The organism is Faecalibacterium sp. IP-3-29 (assembly GCF_023347335.1).
In the GTDB taxonomy this organism is placed as follows: domain Bacteria; phylum Bacillota; class Clostridia; order Oscillospirales; family Ruminococcaceae; genus Faecalibacterium; species Faecalibacterium duncaniae.
In genome coordinates this window covers 2,172,988-2,190,995 of record NZ_CP094471.1, presented here as the reverse complement: position 1 = coordinate 2,190,995, position 18,008 = coordinate 2,172,988, and the positions used below count along the sequence as shown (strand labels likewise).

Genomic DNA, 18,008 nt, shown 5'->3' with positions numbered 1-18,008 from the left:
AAAAACTGAGAATTTTTTTATACGGAAGATACAAAAAGAACCGAGTCCTGTGATATATATGGGCGGAAGGCTCAGCATACAATAAAAAAATGAGATAGGCACCCCCTTTCGGGGAAGTCTATCTCATCTTTTCGTTGGCACTGTTTTGCAACAGCCCCTTCTCATTCTCTTTTACATTTTTTCGGGGACGTTGATCTTGAACATGGTCAGCACATTGAAGATAACGTTCTTCACACCGATGCACAGGGCCAAACGGGCCTGCTGCACGGCGGGGTCTGCACCCTGGATGCGGCAGTTGCCGTAGAAGCGGTGGAAGGCGCTTGCCAGATCAATGACAAAGCGGTTGATGCGGCTGGGGTCGTACTTCTCGGCAGCCATAACGATCTCCTGCGGGAAGGCGGCCAGCATCCGGATCAGGTCCATCTCGCTGGGGTCGGTCAGCAGGGTGGCATCCACCTGCCCGGCACCGGCAAAGGCCACGCCCTCGCTCTCCATCTTCTTGAGGATGGAGCAGATGCGGGCGTGTGCGTACTGGACATAGTACACGGGGTTGTCGTTGTCGGTCTTGACGGCCTGATCCAGGTCAAAATCGATGCCGCTGCCTGCGTCGTGCATGTTGAACAGGAAGCGTGCGCTGTCGATGGGCACTTCCTCCAGCAGGTCGGTCAGGGTGATGGCGTTGCCGGTGCGCTTGGACATCCGGACAGGCTGACCGTCACGCATCAGGTTGACCATCTGCATCAGCACAACATCCAGATCGTTGCCGTTCAGGCCGATGGCATCCATGGCACCCTTCATGCGGGCAACGTGGCCGTGGTGGTCGGCACCCCAGACATCAATGGCCTTGGCAAAGCCGCGGGTGGCCAGCTTGTTGTAGTGGTAGGCAATGTCGGCGGCGAAGTAGGTGGGGATGCCGTTTGCGCGGACGAGGACTTCGTCCTTGGCTTCCTCCTCGGTGCCGTCCTCGGTCTTTTTCTTGTTGACGGTGCCGTACTTGGCGGCGTACTGGGCGCTGCGGTACATGATGGCACCATCCTCGGCCTTGTAGCAGGCACCCAGCTCCAGCAGCTTGTTCACAACATCCAGGACAGCGCCGGATTCGTGCAGAGTGCTCTCGTGGAACCAGACATCGTAATCGATGCGGTACTTGCCCAGGTCGCGCTTGAGGGCGGCAATGTTCTTGGGCAGGGCGTAATCCACCAGAGCGTTCTTCAGGGTCTCAAAGGCTTCGCTGGCAAAAAGGGCCTCTTCGTCCAGCCCAGAGCAGGCTGCAACGTACTTGTCGCCGTTGATCTCGGCAAACTCACCGGCCAGCACCTTGATGTCGCCGCCCTGATAGCACTCAGCGGGCAGGGGATAGGCTTCCTCGCCGCAGAACTGCTGCAGATAGCGGACGGCCAGGCTCTTGCCGAACTTCTGGATCTGGTTGCCTGCATCGTTGATGTAGAACTCGCGGGTCACATCATAGCCGGACCAGTCCAGCACAGCGGCCAGGCAGTCGCCCAGAGCGCCGCCGCGGGCGTTGCCCATGTGCATGGGGCCGGTGGGGTTGGCAGAAACGAACTCCACATTGTACTTGGCACCCTTGCCGTGATCGGTGCGGCCGTACTCCTTGTTGGAGCAGGCACCCAGCACCACGCTGGCCCAGAAGGAGGGGGCGAGGAACAGGTTGATGAAGCCGGGGCCGGCCACTTCCACCTTGGCAAACACGCTGTGCTCGATGGAAGGCAGATGGGCCAGAAGGGCATCGGCGATCATCTTGGGGGCCTTGCGCCAGGTGCGGGCACCGGCCATGGCCAGATTGGAAGCGATGTCACCGTTCTTGGTGTCGGCAGGGATCTCCACGATAAAAGCGGGCAGCTCGGCCTCGGGCAGAGTGCCGTCGGCCATGGCGGCCTTGGCAGCCTCAGTCAGCAGAGCGCGGGCCTCAGCCAGTGCCGCTGCCCGGGGGTTGTAGTTCTGATAGGTCTTTTCAAAGTCTGTCATAATTTTTATCCTTTCACGGGCTCACCCTCTCAGGCCGCTTCGCGTCCAGCTCTCCCAAAGGGCGAGCTTTTGACAAAACCACAAACTCTATAATTTCTGTCAAGACCTCCCACTTTGGGGGAGGTGGCATCGCGCAAGCGATGACGGAGAGGGTGAGGATGTTCAGTTGATGTGCTCGACCTGGATCTCAAGCGTTGTCCGATTGATGAGCGCCGTGGGGTCATCAGCATCCAGCAGATAGCTGAACTTTGCCGTGCCGCCCGCAGGCTCCGAGAGGTCGCACGCGATGCCGTCGCCGGTCACGCCCAACGTAATGGGGCCGACCTCGGTCTCGTAGTAGCAGATGTTCCGGTAATCCCGCTGGATGACCAGCTGGGTGTTGACCTTGCCAAAGCGGAGCAGGGCCACCCGGCTGCCGTCCTCGGCGATCTTGATGGTGGTGGTGCAGCCTGCAAAGCCGATGGTCTCCGTCTCCTTATAGCTAATATAATAGGAACCGGCTTTTTTCAGGAAACTGCCGTAGGTCATCAGTTCGATCTTGTCTGTCTCCTCGGCGGGAAGGGGCTCCGTGTGCTCGAACTGCTCCGAGACGCTCCGGATCAGGATGCGATAATCTTCGTTGTGTGCAGTGCTCACAGTTTTGTGTTCCTTCACTTTAATATTTGTCAATGGCGATCTGCTCCACCTCTCCGCCTTTGTACTCGCCCAGGAACAGGTCGGCTGTCTGCACGAACCCGTCCGGCGCGTCACTGACATAGAAATGGGCCTGCCCGGCGGGGTGGTCGGCCTTGAGCCCCCGCTCGCTCAGGATGCGCTCCAGATGGTGGGCGGCAGTCTTGGCCGGGTCCACCAGCACCACGTTCCGTCCCATGAACTCACCGATCATGGTCTTGATCAGGGGATAGTGGGTGCAGCCCAGGATCAGGGTGTCCACCCCTGCATCCCGGATCTCCGTCAGGTACTGGGCAATGACCAGCTTGGTGATCTCCTGCTTGTCCGGGGCGCTGTGATCCACATAGCCCGCTTCCACCAGCGGCACAAAGAGCGGGCAGGGACGGGCGGTGATCTCCACACCGGGTACCAGCCTGCGCAGGAGCGCCTCATAGCTGCGGGAGCGGATGGTGGCTGCAGTGCCGATGACACCGATGCGCCGGTTCCGGGTGGAAAAGGCGGCCTCCCGGGCGGCGGCATCCACCACGCCCAGATAGGGCACCGGGAGCTTTTCGGCCTCAGCGGCGGGGTAGGTGCTGGACACCGTGCCGCAGGCCGCCATGATGCACTTGACATCCTTGGAGAGCAGGAACGCGATGTCCTGCCGGGCATATTGCAGGATGGTCTCCGGGCTGCGGCTGCCGTAGGGCACCCGGCCGGTGTCGCCAAAGTAGACGATGTTTTCGTGGGGCAGCCGCCTGCGCAGCTCCCGCACACCGGTCAGGCCACCCAGGCCGCTGTCAAATACGCCGATGGGGCGGTTATCCATGCTGCTTTTCCGTCCTTTCCAGCGCAAGTTCGATCAGGTGATCGATCAGGGCGGGCACGGGAGTGCCCTCGTGCTCCATGAGCTTGGGGTACATGCTGATGGGGGTGAAGCCGGGGAAGGTATTGATCTCGTTGATCATCACCCGGTTGGTACCGTGCTCCACAAAGAAATCGCAGCGGGCCAGGCCCTCGCAGTTCAGGGCGGTGTAGGCCATGGCGGCGTAGGTCTTGACCTCGTCCAGCTTTTCCTCGCTGAGTCTGGCCGGGATGACCACCTGGCTGACCCCGTTCTTGTACTTGTCGTCATAGGTATAGAACTCGGCACCGGCCAGGATCTCACCCGGGCGGGTGGCCACGGCAGGGTCAGAGCCGATGACGGCGCACTCGACCTCGTGGCCGTCCACAAAGGCCTCGAACACCACCTTGTGGTCGTTTTCGAGGGCCAGTGCAATGGCCTGCTTGAGCTCATCCCGGTCGTGGGCCTTGGTGATGCCCACGCTGGAACCTGCGTTGGCAGGCTTGACGAAGATGGGCCAGCCCAGCTTGGCAATGGCTCCGTCACACACGCCGTCCAGGTCGCTCTCGATCTCCCAGCGGCAGGCGCTCAGCCACTTGGTGTGGGGGATACCGGCTGCATCGAACAGAGCGTTGGCCACGGCCTTGTCCATGCAGACAGCGCTTGCCAGCACGCCGCAGCCCACGTAGGGGATGCCGGCCAGCTCCAGCAGGCCCTGCACGGTGCCGTCCTCGCCCCACAGGCCGTGGAGCGCGGGGATGACCACATCCACGTGCAGCTTTTCTACCTGACCGGACGGGGTGAACAGGATCATGCCGTGGTCGGCGCGGTCGGGGCTGATGACGCAGGGCATGTTGCCGGGCAGCTCTTCCCAGCTGCCGTCGGCCATCTGGGCGCTGGTGGCCTCGGTGCACAGCCAGCGGCCCTCCCGGGTGATGCCCACGGTCAGCACCTCGTAGCGGGCGCGGTCCAGGTTATCCACAAAGGTACCGGCGGACACGCGGCTGACCTCGTGCTCACTGGACATGCCGCCAAACAGCACGACGACACAGAGTTTATCTTCAGATTGCATCATGATCTCTCCTGATCTTATGGCCGGAAGGGGCGCTTTGCCCGGGGCCGGATTTTCTATAAGCAGTTATAGACACTTTATTATACTATATCTATGCGGCGGATTCAAGGCGTAGGCCAAAACAGGCAGGAGAGAAAAAATTCAAAAAAGTCTCAAAAACGCAAAAAATCCGCTTGACGAATGGCAAAACGCGTGATACAATGATATCACCTCTTTTGCGGGGTTATTAAGTGCGCCCTGTTTTTAGGGCGTGCACCGCAAGCCGAGGGAGGTTCAAAACAACCGTTATAATGGAGGTGTCAACAAATGACCGTTAAAATCACTCTGGCCTGCACCGAGTGCAAGCAGCGCAACTACAACACCACGAAGAACAAGAAGAACAACCCCGATCGTCTTGAGATGAAGAAGTACTGCCGTTTCTGCAAGAAGCACACGGTTCACCGCGAGACGAAGTAAGAAAGGCGGACGCATCATGGCAGACAAAACCGAGAAAAAGCCGGGCTTTGTAGCCAGAATGAAGGGCTTTGGCGCAAACATCGCCAAGTTCTTCCGCGACACGAAGAGCGAACTGAAGAAGGTCGTGTGGCCGTCTAAGGCGGACGTTAAGACCAACACCATCGTCGTGCTCGTGACCGTGGCGATCGCAGCTGTTGTGATGATCGCGCTGGATGCCATTTTCGGCGGCATCCTGGGCCTGATCATCGGCGCATGATTCATCTTGAAACGGAGGCTTAACCAAAATGGAAGAACAGACCAATGAGGCCCTTTGGTATGTAGTCCACACCTATTCCGGTTACGAGAATAAGGTTGCGAACGACCTACAGACCATGGTGGAAAACCGCCATCTGCAGGACCTGATCTGTGACATCAAGGTTCCTACCGAGATGGTGCCTGAGATCAAGGACGGCAAGGAGCGTATGGTGGAGCATAAGCTGTTCCCCGGCTACGTTCTGGTCAAGATGGTCATGAACGACGATACCTGGTATGTGGTGCGCAACACGCGCGGCTGCACCGGTTTCGTCGGTCCCGCATCCAAGCCCGTTCCCCTCTCTGCTGAGGAAGTGGAGAAGATGGGCGTTGAAAAGGCGGCTCCGCTGACCGTCGATTTCAATGTCGGCGATACCGTGCAGATCACCGCCGGCCCGCTGGAAGGCTTTATGGGCCTTGTGGAGGGCATCGATACCGAGAGCTTCAAAGTCAAGCTCAAGGTCAACATGTTTGGCCGCGAGACACCCGCAGAAGTGGATATCGCGCAGGTCGAGCTGCCGTAACCAACCGGCATCCGTTTACCAAGGTAAGACCGCAGTGCGGTTCTTATAGAGCGTGTGCATCGTGTACGCGCTCGTGGGAGGCGTGGGGAGACCACGCCGCAACTCACCACAGATTTTTGGAGGTGCATTTACTATGGCACAGAAAGTTACTGGCTACATTAAGCTGCAGATCGAGGCCGGCAAGGCGACTCCGGCTCCCCCTGTTGGCCCTGCTCTGGGTCAGAAGGGCGTTAACATCATGGCCTTCACCAAGGAGTTCAACGAGCGTACCAAGAACCAGATGGGTTATGTTATCCCCGTCGTCATCACCGTTTACGCTGACCGCTCCTTCAGCTTCATTACCAAGACTCCTCCGGCTGCCGTTCTGATCAAGAAGGCTGCTGGCATCAACACCGCTTCCGGCAAGCCCAACAAGGAAAAGGTTGCTACTCTGACCGCCGCTCAGGTGGAAGAGATCGCCAAGACCAAGATGCCCGACCTGAACGCTGCTTCTCTGGAAGCTGCATGCAGCATGGTCCGTGGCACCTGCCGCTCCATGGGCGTTACCGTCGAGGGCTGAGACACAAACAGTGGGAGGGCATAACACTGCCCGCATGACCACATAGGAGGATATACAATGAAACATGGCAAGCACTATGTCGATGCTGCTAAGCAGGTCGATTTTTCTAAGCTGTATGATATGAACGAGGCTCTGGAGCTGGCTTGCAAGACCGCTTCCGCCAAGTTCGACGAGACCGTTGAGCTGCACGTCCGCCTGGGCGTTGACGGCCGCCACGCTGACCAGCAGGTCCGCGGCGCTGTTGTTCTGCCCAACGGCACCGGCAAGACTGTCCGCGTCTGCGCCATTGCTAAGGGCGCTGCTGCCGCTGCTGCTGAGGCAGCCGGCGCTGACATCGTTGGTGATGACGAGCTGATCGCACGCATCGCCGGCGGTTTCATGGACTTCGACGTTGTTGTCACCACCCCCGACATGATGGGCCGCGTTGGCCGTCTTGGTAAGGTTCTGGGCCCCCGCGGCCTGATGCCCAACCCCAAGGCCGGTACCGTTGCTCCCGACCTGGGCAAGGCTGTTACCGAGGCTAAGGCTGGTAAGATCGAGTACCGTCTGGACAAGCAGAACATCATCCACGTTCCCGTGGGCAAGGCATCCTTTGGCGCTGAGAAGCTGTACACCAACCTGGATACCGTGATGAGCGCTATTGCAAAGGCAAAGCCCGCTGCTGCAAAGGGTACCTACTTCAAGAGCGCTACCATCGCCACCACCATGGGCCCTGGCATCCGTCTGAACACCCTGAAGTACGGTGTCTAATTTGAAGCTTTGAAGTTTTTTCTGTCATCCTGACGGATGACAGAAAAAATCTTTAAAAATTCAAAAAAGCGCTTGACAACACCGCGCGTTTGCGGTAAAATAATGATGCTGTTTTTGAGACAGCAGGTGCTGGAGTCCAGCGTAAGGTGTAAACCGCCTGCCGAGAAACGCGCGTAAAGTTGTTTTATGCCTCTTTCTCGACACAGTGCGGGAAAGAGGCTTTTTCGTTACTCCGGCTTTCGATACAAGTTTTTGAAATGAGGTGAAACCGAATGCCCAGTGCAAAGATTCTTTCTGAAAAGCAGGCTTATGTCGCTGATCTGAAGGCAAAGTTTGAGAGTGCGGTTTCCGGCTGCGTCGTCGCTTACGGCGGTATCAACGTCGAGAACGACACCAAGCTCCGCAAGGAGCTGCGTGAGGCAGGCGTTGATTACATGGTCGTGAAGAACACCATGCTGCGTCTGGCTGTCAAGGGTACCTCCCTGGAGGGCCTGGCTGAGAACTTCAAGGGTGACACTGCTGTTGCCTTTGCTCACGAAGAGGACCCCATGTCCGCTGCCCGCATCCTGTGCAAGTACCAGGATGGCGATAAGTCCAAGAAGTTCGTCGTGAAGGCTGGCTTCATGGAAGGCAAGGTCATGGACGCTGCCGAGACCAACGCCATCGCAAAGCTGCCCAACCGCGAGGGTATGCTGTCCATGTTCGCAGGTGCTCTTACCAGCACTCTGTCCGGTCTGGCTGTTGCTATGCAGGCCTACGCCGACAAGCAGGAGGAGCCCGCTGCCTAATGGCTGCGTGACCGCTGCTTAACACAAAACTGAAACAAACAAAAACCATTGATATTGGAGGGTTATTACCATGGCTTCTGAGAAGATTACTGCCATCATCGAGTCCGTCAAGGGCCTGACCGTTCTGGAGCTGAAAGAGCTGATCGACGCTTACTGCGAGGAGTTCGGCGTTTCTGCTGTTGCTGCTGCTGCTCCCGCTGCTGCTGGTGCTGCTGCTGCCGCTGAGGAAGAGAAGACCGAGTTCGACGTTATCCTGGCTGAGGCTGGCGCTACCAAGATGCAGGTCATCAAGCTGGTCAAGGAGATCACCGGTCTGGGCCTGAAGGAAGCAAAGGCTATCGTTGACGGCGCTCCCAAGGCTGTCAAGGAGAAGGCTTCCAAGGCTGAGGCTGAGGACATCAAGAAGAAGCTGGAAGAGGCTGGCGCTAAGGTCGAGATCAAGTAATTTGATCCCTTCTGAACGTTCTTTCTTGAATTCTTATTCTTGAAACAAAAGGCACTCTCGCTGAAAGGCGAGGGTGCCTTTTTGGTTGTGCGCCCGCAGCAGGGCAAAAAGCTCCCGGAGCGATGGCACTGAATGCCGCACCGCTCCGGGAGCTTTGGTTTTGCTTCGTTTATTCGTAGTCGATGGGCAGGGTGGGCAGACCGTTCAGATCAAGGCCTGCCGTGTGGCCCGCCATGTACTGGTAGTAGCCCTGCGCCGCGATCATTGCGCCGTTGTCGCCGCAGAATTTCAGCTCAGGCAGATAGACCTTGGCCCCCAGCTTCTGGGCACCATCGTTCACCAGCTGACGCAGGCGGCCATTGGCGGCCACACCGCCCGCCAGGCAGACCTGCTTTGCCCCGGTGTCGGCAGCAGCCAGCAGCAGCTTTTCGGCCAGAATGCCCGCAATGCGCTCCTGAAAGCTTGCCGCCAGATCAGGCACGTTGATCTCCTCGTTCTTCATCTGGGCCTTGTTTACCTCGTTCAGCACAGCGGTTTTCAGGCCGGAGAAGCTGACGTTGTACTTGCCGTCCACATGGGGCACCGGCAGGCGATAGGCCTTGGGGTCGCCTGTTTTGGCGGCGTTTGCCACGCTGGGGCCGCCGGGATAGGGCAGACCCAGGGTGCGGGCAACCTTGTCAAAGGCTTCGCCGGCGGCATCGTCCACGGTGTGGCCCAGAATGTGGTAGTGGGTGTAGTCCTGCACCTCCACGATATGGCTGTGGCCGCCGGATGCCACCAGACAGAGGAAGGGCGGCTTGAGCTCTGGATGGGTCAGGTAGAGGGCCGCAATGTGGCCCCGCAGATGATGCACCGGAACCAGCGGCTTGTTGGCAGAATAGGCCAGCCCCTTGGCAAAGTTCACACCCACCAGCACCGCGCCGATCAGGCCCGGGGCAAAGGTGACAGCCACCGCGTCCACATCGTCCATGGTCTTGCCTGCGTCCAGCAGAGCCTTTTTGACCGTGGCGCTGATGAACTCGCAGTGGCGGCGGCTGGCGATCTCAGGGACCACGCCGCCATAAAGAGCCTGCTCCTTGACGCTGGTGGAGATGATGTTGCTCAGCAGGCGGCGGCCATCCTCCACAAGGGATGCGGCGGTCTCGTCGCAGGTGGATTCGATTCCTAAAACGATCATAGTTCAGTGGGCCTCCAGCCAGTTTTTGCCAGTATGCACATCGGTGCTCAGGGGCACCGCGTAGTGCACGCAGCCTTCCATTTCCTCCCGCAGGATCTGCGCGGCCTTTTCGGCCTCCGCCTCCGGGGCTTCCACGATCAGTTCATCGTGGACCGTCAGGATCAGGCGGCTTTCCATCTTTTCGTCCCGCAGCCGCCGCCAGACACGCACCATGGCCAGCTTGATAACATCAGCGGCCGTGCCCTGAATGGGGGTGTTGCGGGCCATCCGCTCGCCGCTGGCCCGGATGTTGTGGTTGTTGCTGTTCAGCTCCGGCAGGGCGCGGCGGCGGCCGAACAGGGTGGAAACGTAGCCGCACTGGCGGGCATCCGCAATGGTCTTTTCCATATAACCGTCGATATTGGGGAAGGTGGCCAGATAGGTCTGAAGGAAGGCCTCTGCCTCCTTGACGCTCACGCCGATGTCCTTGGAAAGGCTGTAAGCGCCCTTGCCGTACATGATGCCAAAGTTGATTGCTTTGGCACTGGAGCGCAGGCGGGGCGTGACATCCTCAGGCCGGATGTTGTAGATCTTGGCTGCGGTGCTGCGGTGGATGTCGGCACCGGAGAGGAACGCCTCCTGCATGTGCGCATCGCCGGTGACATGGGCCAGGATGCGCAGTTCGATCTGGCTGTAATCGGCATCCACCAGCACGCAGCCGGGCTTTGCCACAAAGTAGGCGCGGAGCTTGCTGCCCATCTCGGTGCGGATGGGGATGTTCTGCAGGTTGGGATTGTCAGAGGAGAGCCGCCCGGTGCGGGCCTCGGTCTGATTGAAACGGGTGTGGATGCGGCCGTCCTCGCCAATGACCTTGAGCAGACCCTCCACATAGGTGGAGTTCAGCTTCTGGCAGGCACGGTACTGGAGAATGTCCTCCACCAGCGGGATGTCCCGCAGCTTTTCCAGTGTCTCGGCATCGGTGGACCAGCCGTTCTTTGTCTTTTTGCCGTGGCGCAGGCCCATGGTGTCAAAGAGCAGGGTGCCCAGCTGTTTGGGGCTGTTGGGGTTGAAATCGGAGGTGCCTGCCTCCATCTCGATGCGGGTCAGCACCTGGTCCAGCTCCTGCCGCAGCTGCACGCCGAAGGCTTCGATGCCCTCACGGTCTACAAGGATGCCGGTGCGGGTCATATCGGCCAGCACCTGTGCCAGCGGAAACTCGATGTTGTTGTAGAGGTCGTCCTCGCCGTTTTCGGTGATCTCCGCCTTCATTCTGGCGAACAGGTCTGCCAGGAAACCGGCATCGGGGTACTCCTCACAGGAGAACGCCGACCTTGCATGGTAGCTGGTGGCAAGGGTGGTGAGCAGATAGTGGGAAGCGGAAGCGTCCAGCAGGTAGGCGGCCAGCTTGCCGTCCCAGACGATGCTGCTGCCCCAGCTGCCTGCGGCCATGGCTCTGGCGTAGAGGGGGGCAGAATCGAACACATCCAGCGTCACCCTGGGATCGTCCAGCAGGGAGACCAGTTCCTCCTCGGAGAGGGGATACACGGTGGTGTCCTGCACGGCGTACCAGGCCTCCGGCTGCACGACCGCGCTCTTTTTGCCCAGAACGGCGGGGCGTGCGGCCACCAGATAGTGGCCGGAGGGTTCTGCGGGCAGGGACGCAATGGCTGCGTCCACCTTCGGCAGGGTATCGGGGTCCTGTTCCGGAACGATGCCGTCCAGCCCGAACCGGGTGATGAGGGTCTGGATCTCCAGCTCCTGCATCAGACGGACAGCGGCGGGCTTGTTGCCCTCGGTCACCTTGTAGGCCCCTTCCGCTGTGTCGATGGGAGCATCGGTGCGGATGGTGCCCAGCGTGTGGCTGAGGTAGGCATCCTCCCGGCAGGCCAGCAGATTTTCCCGCTGCCGGGGCTTGATGATCGGGCTGTCCAGATGGTCGTACACGCTGTCCAGGGTGCCGAAGTTCTTGACCAGGGTCATGGCGGTCTTTTCGCCGATGCCCTTCACGCCCGGAATGTTGTCGGAGGTGTCGCCCATCAGGCTCTTCACCTCGATGAGCTGCTTGGGCTCAATGCCGTACTTTTCGTGGATGGCATCCAGATCCATGGTCTCCGTTTTGCTGCGGCCCATGGCGCTGGTGGCCAGCAGCACGGTGGTGGTCTCGCTCACCAGCTGCAGGCTGTCGCGGTCTCCCGTGGCCAGAAAGCAGTCGTCCCTGCGGGCCTCGCAGGCAGCGGCCAGCGTGCCCAGAATGTCGTCCGCCTCCCAGCCTTTTGCCGATACCTGGCGGTAGCCCAGGTCGGTGAGCAGTTCTTTCAGGATGGGCATCTGCTGGGCCAGCTCGTCCGGCATGGCGTGGCGGGTGCCCTTGTAGCCGTCGTACATTTCGTGGCGGAAGGTGGGGTGCTTCAGATCGAAAGCAACGGCCACCTCGTCGGGCTCACACTCCCGGAGCAGGGAATTCATAATATTCAAAAAGCCGAAGATGGCATTGGTATAGCGGCCGTCCTTGGTGGTCAGCAGCTTGATGCCGTAAAAGGCACGGTTGGCAATGCTGTTGCCGTCAATGACTAGTAAACGCATAGTCAGTCTCCTCCATTGCATTATAACTCAATTTATAGTATAACACAAAATGGGGGCCAGCGGGGGATTTTTGCAGAAAAAACAAAAATGCCCTCCCATGTTGGGAAGGCAGGTGAAGGCGTTACTCCGAGATGGTGATGGCGCTCACCGGGCAGGCCTGTGCGGCTTCCACGGCGGTGGGTACGGTGTCGGGCGGCAGCTCGCCTGGCACGGCAACGGCCAGGATGCCTGTCATCTGGAACACCTCGGGGCAGATCCCGGTGCACTGGGTGCAGCCGATGCAGAGATCGGGGTCAACGAATGCTTTCATGGGAAGTTCCTCTCTTTCTGAAATGGCCCGCCCTTCGTTCAATCTCAGGGTCGGCTTGTGATAAAGCAAGTATGGACGGAAAGAAGATGAATTATCCCTAGGTTTTTTCCGGCAGATATGATACAATAGAGCACACAGGATCCAGGAGGAAAAACGATGAACATTCAGATCTTTGGCACCAGCAAGTGCTTTGATACCAAAAAGGCCCAGCGCTATTTCAAGGAGCGGGGCATCAAGTTCCAGATGATCGACCTGAAGGAAAAAGAGATGAGCCGGGGCGAGTTTGAGAACGTGGCCCGCGCGCTGGGCGGCTGGGAGCAGCTGGTAAACCCGGCGGCAAAGGATAAGCAGACGCTGGCCCTGCTGGATGCACTGGTGGATTGGCAGAAGGAGGACAAGCTGTTCGAGAATCAGCAGCTCTTCAAAACGCCCATCGTGCGCAACGGCAAAAAGGCCACCGTGGGCTACCAGCCCGAGATCTGGAAAACGTGGGAATAAATCGCGCTTTCACAAAAAATCCACGCCCCGGGTTTTGCACCGGCGGGCAGTTTGTGGTATACTGAAAGCTGGTATTTCCCCAAAAGATGACCTGATTTAGGAGACGATAACGATATGAAGACCTATATGACCCCGGAAGAACACGCCCGGCTCCACCGCCGCCGCGCCCGGCAGACCCTTGGCCTGCTGATCGCCGTGCTGGCACTGGTGGGCGTTGTAACAGTCGTGCGGGCCGGTGTGAAGGGTGTGGCCACCCTGTTTGACGACACCCAGCAGAAAGCGGAATATGAGGACCGGCTGGAAGGTCTGGTCCTGTTCGACCCGCTGCCCTTTGACGGCATTGAGAACATCGATGACCTGACCCTGCGCGAAGCCGCCGTCTGGGGCTGCGTGTACAGCATCCAGGAGACCCAGGGAAGCTTTGATAACTACAACACGGACCCCGACACCGAACAGCTGCTGCTGCCCTCGGTGGATGTGGATGCCTATCTGGCAAAGCTGGTGGGCCCCAGCTTCAAGCTGACCCACAGGAGCTTTGAGATGGACGACATGACTGTCGAGTTCGATGAGACGACCCAGTGCTATAAGATCCCCGTCACCGGCAGCGTGGGCACTTTCCGCGCTACCGTCACCAGACTGTTCAAGAAGGACGGCCTGCTCCACGTTACCGTGGGCTATATCCCCACCCAGAGCAGTGATGACAGCATCCTGAACACCTCGTCCGACACGCCCACCAAGTATATGGATTACCTGTTCAGCCGCCAGAGCGGCAGCTGGTACCTGACCGGCCTGACCGACAGCGAGACCAAGCCCGAATCTGCCGACAGTGCAGCCTCTGCCGCGGAGCCTGCCCCGCTGGCTGAGAGCGAGGTCAACGATGCCATCCTTGCCACCGCAGGCGATTCTGCCGCCGCCAGCGCCGTTGCTGACGAGGCTGCCCCGGTGGAAGAGGCGGCGGAGAGTACCCCGGCTGAGAGCACCCCGGCTGAGAGCACCGAGGCTTCCTCTGAGAGCCCGGCGGCATAAAGCGAAAAAACTATCAAAACGGACTCCCCACTGTGAGTGAATCTCACGGCGGGGAGTTTTTTTCATCTGTTACAGCTTCGAGAGATCTTCCAGCAGGGCCAGAGCGATGGGCTTGACACGCAGAGAACAGGCGTTGAATAATTCCACTACTCGATCGTTCGCATAGTCCTTGCGGGCCACTTCCGTGTTGGTCAGAATCGCTGCAAGCTCAGTATCCAGCTCGGTGCAGATGTTAGAGAGGGTTTCCAGGGTTGGATAGACCCGCCCATTCTCGATTTTGGAGAGATATACCACCGAGATGCCAACCTGCTCCGCCAGCTTTTCCTGTGTGATGCCTTTTTCCAACCGCTGTGTTTGGATGCGTTTTCCGATGAGAGTATAGTCGATCATGTCATGGGCCTCCTGTAGATGTCTTATACTGACAATACAGGATTAAACTGAAAGAATAATAATCTAATAGATTAACTTGACTTATTAAGACAATAATACTATAATGAAATCAGAATCCTCAGGATATTTTGTGGATTTTTAGGCACTGAATGAATTGGGGACGTAAAAAGGAGGAGAAAACCATGAGACAAAAAGTTACACGCCGGGATTTTATGAAAGGAGCGGCGATCGTTGCGGCATCTGGCTTGTTGGCAGGCTGCAGCGGTGGAGAGGGGCCGGCAGCTCCCGACAATTCGGAGCAGCCCGGCACCTCGGAAAAGCCAGCGGAATCGAACAGCAACTCTTCCAGCTCTTCTGAATCGGAGAGTACTTCTTCCAGTAAGCCGGAGGAAACGAATGGAATCAAATGGACATACAGCAAAAACTCTGATGGTACGATTACACTGAAGGGCTATGATAAGAATGCCGAAAAGGTGCCCAGCGGAGAGCTGACCATCCCAGAAACGTATGAGGGATATACCGTCAGCAAAATCGGCTATATGTGCCTGTCCCAGAACAATGATATTGAGAGTCTTGTGATTCCGTCTGTGGTGAAAACGATAGACCAGCAGGCTTTCTATCAGTGCAAGAATCTGACGAGCGTAGTTTTCCCGGAAGGCTTAAAGGAGCTGGGACAAAGTGCATTCAATGGCTGTAACATTGAGAATCTGGTACTGCCGGAGAGCCTGACCAAAGCCGGAAAGCAGGCGTTTGCCAACAACACTGCAATGGAAACTGCATTCATCAAGGGCAAAACGGAGTTTGTGCAGAATACGTTTGAGGGCTGTACAAACCTGATCTCGGTAAAATTCACAAACACCATCCGTGAACTGCCCAGCTATATGTTCCAGAATTGTGAAAAGCTTCAGACTGTGCAATTCCCCAACAACATCAAAACACTTGGAAGCTATATTTTCCGGGGATGCAAGCTGCTGTGTGATGTTACCATTCCGGACACAGTAACGACAATTGGTGGAAACGCTTTCGCAAACTGTACATCTCTGCACGCTATCGAGATTCCGAAAGGTGTGACGGAAATTGCAAGCGGAACGTTCTATGGCTGCGAAACGCTTTCGGATGTGTCAATACCGGAAAGCGTAAAGACGATTGGTTCCAGTGCCTTTACGAGTTGCACTTCGATCACAAGGATAAAGCTTCCGATGCAAATGAGCAAAATTGACAGCGGTACTTTCAGCCAGTGTAGTTCTTTGCGGAAAATTGCTCTACCAGAAGGACTTGCTTCTATTGAAGGCAGTACCTTCTGGAAATGTGTTTCTCTTCAGGAAATCTATATCCCGGCGACGGTAAAGACGGTTGGTGGAAGTGCATTCTATGCCTGCAAGAGTCTGAATAAAGTCTATTTCGGTGGAAGCGAAGATCTGTGGAACCAGGTCGTGATCGTAGATGATTATGACCATGGCAACAAATATCTGACTACTGACATTATGAACCGCTACTGGAACCAGACTGCGGCATCAATAGGCTACTGAATCGAATTACAAAAATCCCACCCTCTGTTCCGGGCATTTATGTGCCCGATGAACAGAGGGTGGGATTTTTACGTTACTTCAGATCAAACCTGACCACGACCAGACGATACCACAGGTAGGGCACCATGTTCCAGATCATCCACAGCTCCATGAGGATATAGTTGGGCAGATCCTTCAGGTGGAAGGGGCGCTTGCCGAGCCGCCCCTCTTTGAGCAGGGCAAAGGCTTCGTGCATTCCCTTGTCCCAGGCTTCGCCAAAGCCCTGCTTGTGGAACTTGTAGCACTTGAGCAGATAGCCCAGCGCCAGCGGGAGAAAGTTCAGGATGAGCATGAGCAGCGGCTCGTTCTTGAGGGGGAGCAGGATGCTGTTCCGGCCGCTCTGCTGGCTCTTGAAGGCGTTGTACTTCACCGCGCCGGTGCTGGCACCGCAGATGTGGTAGCATTTGGCGGTGGGGCAGAGGACACACTTGTAGCCTGCGTTGTTGGCACGCCAGCTCAGGTCCACATCCTCAAAGTAGGCGAAGAAGTTCTCGTCAAAGGTGCCGATCTCCTCCAGAATGCTCTTGCGGTAGAGCGCCGCGCCGCCGCAGGCCGAAAAGATGCGCTTCTGTTTGGTGTAGCGGCTGGCCCGGCGGCCGTCGCCGGTCTTGCAGGCAAAGCCCATCCAGGTGACGTAATCACCGGCATCGTCGGCCAGCTCCCGTTCAAAGTGGCGGAGCATCAGGCTCTGCACGGCAAAGATTTTGGGATCGGTCTCGGCGGTGCGGATGAGCTCGGCCAGCCAGTCGGGCTCGGCAAAGGCATCGTTGTTGAACATGACCACATACTCGCCCTTGGCCCGGGCAATGCCCTGATTCACGGCGTGGGAGAAGCCGGTGTTGGTGCCGTTTTCGATCAGGGTGAAGTTGGGGCGGCCGCAGTAGCTGCGGGCCTGCTCCAGACTTTCATCGGTGGAACCGTTGTCCACGATGATGAGCTCAAAATCCTGCTCTGTCTGGGCATAGACCGACTCGATGGAGTCCTTGAGCCAGCCTTTGCCGTTGATGTTGGGGATGACGATGGTTGCTTTCATATATAGATGCTCCTGAAAATTCAACTTCAGGGCAGATTATACCATAATTGCGTTGAAAAAGAAACCGGCAGTTGGGAAGAAAAGCGGAAAGCACAATGAAAAACTTTTCCGGACTTTTGTAGCAAATATCCAACCACTTCACTGCACGATTGTGCAATCTGCCCTTGAATTGTGACCAAAGCGTGTAAATATTGAGAAAATGGCTGCAAAACTGTTTACAAAAGAGTAACAGGATGATATACTTTACACCAGTGAATGAAACGCTCTTTTGTGAAGAAAGGATACTGACGTGGAAACAGCCAAGCACTTTGGAAGCAAACTTCGGAAAACTCTCGCTGCCCTGCTTGCAACGATGGCCCTGATGGCCGTGCTGCTCCCCGGGGCACTGGCCGTGGACCTGAACGTTGATGTTGGGTTCTACTTCAAACAGAGCCGGGGCGGCACCTGCACCCTGGCCTCTGCCGCAATGATGCTTCGCCGCCGGGCTTATCTGGATGGGATGGACAGCTGGGTGGATGTGACCGAAAACGGCATCAAGAGCACGGCCTGGTCGGGCGGGCTCTCCCACAGCTTTACATACAACGATATGCATGTGGGTTATGCGACCCTGCCATCGGGCAAGGCGGCCAAGACGGAAGCGCTGGTCTCCATTCTGGCAGAGCATCCGGAGGGCATCGTGCTGTACGACCGCACCAGACCCCATGCCGTGCTCCTGACGGACTACACCGACGGCGTGTTCTACTGTTCCGATCCTTCCAACGGGGTTGCCTCCGGCCGTGTGCCGCTGTCTGCCGCCAGCATCTCCATTGGCGGTGCGTCCTGCTACTGGTACATCACCGAGGATGGCAATGACGATGGTCTGGAGCTTCTGGAAGAGGCTGTGCAGGCGGAGGAAGCCGCCGCGGAAACTGAGACTGCGGCAGAGACTGAAGCCGCTGCTGGCGAGGAAAGCAGCAGTCAGGATTGGTGGACGAGCCTGTTTGGCTGAATATTGATCTTCTGGGCGGCTGGCCGTTGAGTCAGCTGCCTTTTTTGTTAGCATCCTCACCCTCTCAGGCCGCTTCGCGTCCAGCTCTCC

Annotated in this window: 20 protein-coding genes; 11 read left to right on the top strand and 9 right to left on the bottom strand. The window is 57.6% G+C overall.

Going from position 1 to position 18,008, the window contains the following annotated elements:
* Window positions 1-171: 171 nt before the first annotated feature.
* The 4 genes from argS to MTP40_RS10470 all read right to left on the bottom strand — a co-directional run bounded on the left by argS (window position 172) and on the right by MTP40_RS10470 (window position 4,553).
* Entirely contained in the window at window positions 172-1,986 is a 1,815-nt protein-coding gene (gene argS, locus MTP40_RS10485) for an arginine--tRNA ligase (RefSeq protein WP_249259342.1), read from the bottom strand.
* A gap of 162 nt (window positions 1,987-2,148) precedes the next feature.
* Window positions 2,149-2,622: a DUF1934 domain-containing protein gene (locus MTP40_RS10480; protein ID WP_227611447.1), complete on the bottom strand. Its 474-nt coding sequence runs from the start codon at window positions 2,620-2,622 to the stop codon at window positions 2,149-2,151.
* Window positions 2,623-2,641: 19 nt separating this feature from the next.
* On the bottom strand, window positions 2,642-3,466 hold the full coding sequence (gene murI, locus MTP40_RS10475; protein WP_005931199.1) for a glutamate racemase: 825 nt from the start codon (window positions 3,464-3,466) through the stop codon (window positions 2,642-2,644).
* Entirely contained in the window at window positions 3,459-4,553 is a 1,095-nt protein-coding gene (locus MTP40_RS10470) for a D-alanine--D-alanine ligase family protein (RefSeq protein WP_097773558.1), read from the bottom strand. Before MTP40_RS10470 ends, murI begins: the two co-directional genes overlap by 8 nt.
* 306 nt (window positions 4,554-4,859) lie before the next feature.
* Here MTP40_RS10470 and rpmG point away from each other — a divergent pair, with 306 nt between their 5' ends.
* The 7 genes from rpmG to rplL all read left to right on the top strand — a co-directional run bounded on the left by rpmG (window position 4,860) and on the right by rplL (window position 8,366).
* Window positions 4,860-5,009: a 50S ribosomal protein L33 gene (rpmG, locus tag MTP40_RS10465; RefSeq protein WP_005920501.1), complete on the top strand. Its 150-nt coding sequence runs from the start codon at window positions 4,860-4,862 to the stop codon at window positions 5,007-5,009.
* 16 nt (window positions 5,010-5,025) lie between these two features.
* Entirely contained in the window at window positions 5,026-5,265 is a 240-nt protein-coding gene (gene secE / locus MTP40_RS10460; protein ID WP_005931188.1) for a preprotein translocase subunit SecE, read from the top strand.
* A 28-nt stretch (window positions 5,266-5,293) separates the two neighbouring features.
* Window positions 5,294-5,824 carry a transcription termination/antitermination protein NusG gene (nusG, locus tag MTP40_RS10455; protein ID WP_005931184.1) on the top strand — a complete coding sequence of 177 codons (531 nt, stop codon included), beginning with the start codon at window positions 5,294-5,296 and terminating at the stop codon, window positions 5,822-5,824.
* Between the two features lie 133 nt (window positions 5,825-5,957).
* Window positions 5,958-6,383 (top strand): 50S ribosomal protein L11, encoded by a 426-nt coding sequence (gene rplK, locus MTP40_RS10450; RefSeq protein ID WP_005931181.1) that lies wholly within the window; start codon window positions 5,958-5,960, stop codon window positions 6,381-6,383.
* 57 nt (window positions 6,384-6,440) lie between these two features.
* Window positions 6,441-7,133 carry a 50S ribosomal protein L1 gene (rplA, locus tag MTP40_RS10445; RefSeq protein WP_005931176.1) on the top strand — a complete coding sequence of 231 codons (693 nt, stop codon included), beginning with the start codon at window positions 6,441-6,443 and terminating at the stop codon, window positions 7,131-7,133.
* A 272-nt stretch (window positions 7,134-7,405) separates the two neighbouring features.
* Window positions 7,406-7,921, top strand: coding sequence for a 50S ribosomal protein L10 (rplJ, locus tag MTP40_RS10440; protein WP_005931168.1), 516 nt, complete (start codon window positions 7,406-7,408; stop codon window positions 7,919-7,921).
* 70 nt (window positions 7,922-7,991) lie between these two features.
* Entirely contained in the window at window positions 7,992-8,366 is a 375-nt protein-coding gene (rplL, locus tag MTP40_RS10435) for a 50S ribosomal protein L7/L12 (protein ID WP_005931165.1), read from the top strand.
* Window positions 8,367-8,535: 169 nt separating this feature from the next.
* Here rplL and tsaD read toward each other — a convergent pair whose 3' ends face one another.
* From tsaD to MTP40_RS10420, 3 genes are all read right to left on the bottom strand, one after another.
* Window positions 8,536-9,543, bottom strand: coding sequence for a tRNA (adenosine(37)-N6)-threonylcarbamoyltransferase complex transferase subunit TsaD (gene tsaD / locus MTP40_RS10430; protein ID WP_249259341.1), 1,008 nt, complete (start codon window positions 9,541-9,543; stop codon window positions 8,536-8,538).
* Window positions 9,544-9,546: 3 nt separating this feature from the next.
* On the bottom strand, window positions 9,547-12,105 hold the full coding sequence (polA, locus tag MTP40_RS10425) for a DNA polymerase I (RefSeq protein ID WP_249259340.1): 2,559 nt from the start codon (window positions 12,103-12,105) through the stop codon (window positions 9,547-9,549).
* Window positions 12,106-12,226: 121 nt separating this feature from the next.
* Window positions 12,227-12,415 (bottom strand): ferredoxin, encoded by a 189-nt coding sequence (locus tag MTP40_RS10420; protein ID WP_005931159.1) that lies wholly within the window; start codon window positions 12,413-12,415, stop codon window positions 12,227-12,229.
* A gap of 156 nt (window positions 12,416-12,571) precedes the next feature.
* Between MTP40_RS10420 and MTP40_RS10415 the strand changes: the two genes are divergently transcribed.
* Together MTP40_RS10415 and MTP40_RS10410 are read left to right on the top strand one after the other, a co-directional pair.
* The gene (locus tag MTP40_RS10415; RefSeq protein WP_005931157.1) at window positions 12,572-12,913 is read left to right on the top strand and encodes an arsenate reductase family protein; all 342 of its coding nucleotides are present in this window, start codon (window positions 12,572-12,574) and stop codon (window positions 12,911-12,913) included.
* Window positions 12,914-13,027: 114 nt separating this feature from the next.
* The gene (locus MTP40_RS10410) at window positions 13,028-13,939 is read left to right on the top strand and encodes an Ice-structuring protein (protein WP_249259339.1); all 912 of its coding nucleotides are present in this window, start codon (window positions 13,028-13,030) and stop codon (window positions 13,937-13,939) included.
* 69 nt (window positions 13,940-14,008) lie between these two features.
* Here MTP40_RS10410 and MTP40_RS10405 read toward each other — a convergent pair whose 3' ends face one another.
* On the bottom strand, window positions 14,009-14,329 hold the full coding sequence (locus MTP40_RS10405; protein ID WP_156064101.1) for a helix-turn-helix domain-containing protein: 321 nt from the start codon (window positions 14,327-14,329) through the stop codon (window positions 14,009-14,011).
* Window positions 14,330-14,511: 182 nt separating this feature from the next.
* Here MTP40_RS10405 and MTP40_RS10400 point away from each other — a divergent pair, with 182 nt between their 5' ends.
* Complete coding sequence (locus MTP40_RS10400; protein WP_249259338.1) at window positions 14,512-15,858, top strand: leucine-rich repeat protein; 1,347 nt, start codon at window positions 14,512-14,514, stop codon at window positions 15,856-15,858.
* 73 nt (window positions 15,859-15,931) lie between these two features.
* Here MTP40_RS10400 and MTP40_RS10395 read toward each other — a convergent pair whose 3' ends face one another.
* On the bottom strand, window positions 15,932-16,930 hold the full coding sequence (locus MTP40_RS10395; RefSeq protein ID WP_249259337.1) for a glycosyltransferase family 2 protein: 999 nt from the start codon (window positions 16,928-16,930) through the stop codon (window positions 15,932-15,934).
* 289 nt (window positions 16,931-17,219) lie between these two features.
* On the opposite strand from MTP40_RS10395, the gene MTP40_RS10390 reads away from it, so the two are divergent.
* Window positions 17,220-17,918, top strand: coding sequence for a hypothetical protein (locus MTP40_RS10390; protein ID WP_197037321.1), 699 nt, complete (start codon window positions 17,220-17,222; stop codon window positions 17,916-17,918).
* Window positions 17,919-18,008: the final 90 nt, after the last annotated feature.

What these genes read in the sequence shown, in the direction of transcription:
- argS (WP_249259342.1), bottom strand. Translation starts at nt 1,986, where the DNA reads ATGACAGACTTTGAAAAGACCTATCAGAACTACAACCCCCGGGCAGCG.
- rplK (WP_005931181.1), top strand. Translation starts at nt 5,958, where the DNA reads ATGGCACAGAAAGTTACTGGCTACATTAAGCTGCAGATCGAGGCCGGC.
- tsaD (WP_249259341.1), bottom strand. Translation starts at nt 9,543, where the DNA reads ATGATCGTTTTAGGAATCGAATCCACCTGCGACGAGACCGCCGCATCC.
- rpmG (WP_005920501.1), top strand. Translation starts at nt 4,860, where the DNA reads ATGACCGTTAAAATCACTCTGGCCTGCACCGAGTGCAAGCAGCGCAAC.
- MTP40_RS10405 (WP_156064101.1), bottom strand. Translation starts at nt 14,329, where the DNA reads ATGATCGACTATACTCTCATCGGAAAACGCATCCAAACACAGCGGTTG.
- murI (WP_005931199.1), bottom strand. Translation starts at nt 3,466, where the DNA reads ATGGATAACCGCCCCATCGGCGTATTTGACAGCGGCCTGGGTGGCCTG.
- MTP40_RS10395 (WP_249259337.1), bottom strand. Translation starts at nt 16,930, where the DNA reads ATGAAAGCAACCATCGTCATCCCCAACATCAACGGCAAAGGCTGGCTC.
- rplA (WP_005931176.1), top strand. Translation starts at nt 6,441, where the DNA reads ATGAAACATGGCAAGCACTATGTCGATGCTGCTAAGCAGGTCGATTTT.
- MTP40_RS10400 (WP_249259338.1), top strand. Translation starts at nt 14,512, where the DNA reads ATGAGACAAAAAGTTACACGCCGGGATTTTATGAAAGGAGCGGCGATC.
- rplL (WP_005931165.1), top strand. Translation starts at nt 7,992, where the DNA reads ATGGCTTCTGAGAAGATTACTGCCATCATCGAGTCCGTCAAGGGCCTG.
- polA (WP_249259340.1), bottom strand. Translation starts at nt 12,105, where the DNA reads ATGCGTTTACTAGTCATTGACGGCAACAGCATTGCCAACCGTGCCTTT.
- secE (WP_005931188.1), top strand. Translation starts at nt 5,026, where the DNA reads ATGGCAGACAAAACCGAGAAAAAGCCGGGCTTTGTAGCCAGAATGAAG.
- MTP40_RS10420 (WP_005931159.1), bottom strand. Translation starts at nt 12,415, where the DNA reads ATGAAAGCATTCGTTGACCCCGATCTCTGCATCGGCTGCACCCAGTGC.
- nusG (WP_005931184.1), top strand. Translation starts at nt 5,294, where the DNA reads ATGGAAGAACAGACCAATGAGGCCCTTTGGTATGTAGTCCACACCTAT.
- MTP40_RS10415 (WP_005931157.1), top strand. Translation starts at nt 12,572, where the DNA reads ATGAACATTCAGATCTTTGGCACCAGCAAGTGCTTTGATACCAAAAAG.
- rplJ (WP_005931168.1), top strand. Translation starts at nt 7,406, where the DNA reads ATGCCCAGTGCAAAGATTCTTTCTGAAAAGCAGGCTTATGTCGCTGAT.
- MTP40_RS10410 (WP_249259339.1), top strand. Translation starts at nt 13,028, where the DNA reads ATGAAGACCTATATGACCCCGGAAGAACACGCCCGGCTCCACCGCCGC.
- MTP40_RS10470 (WP_097773558.1), bottom strand. Translation starts at nt 4,553, where the DNA reads ATGCAATCTGAAGATAAACTCTGTGTCGTCGTGCTGTTTGGCGGCATG.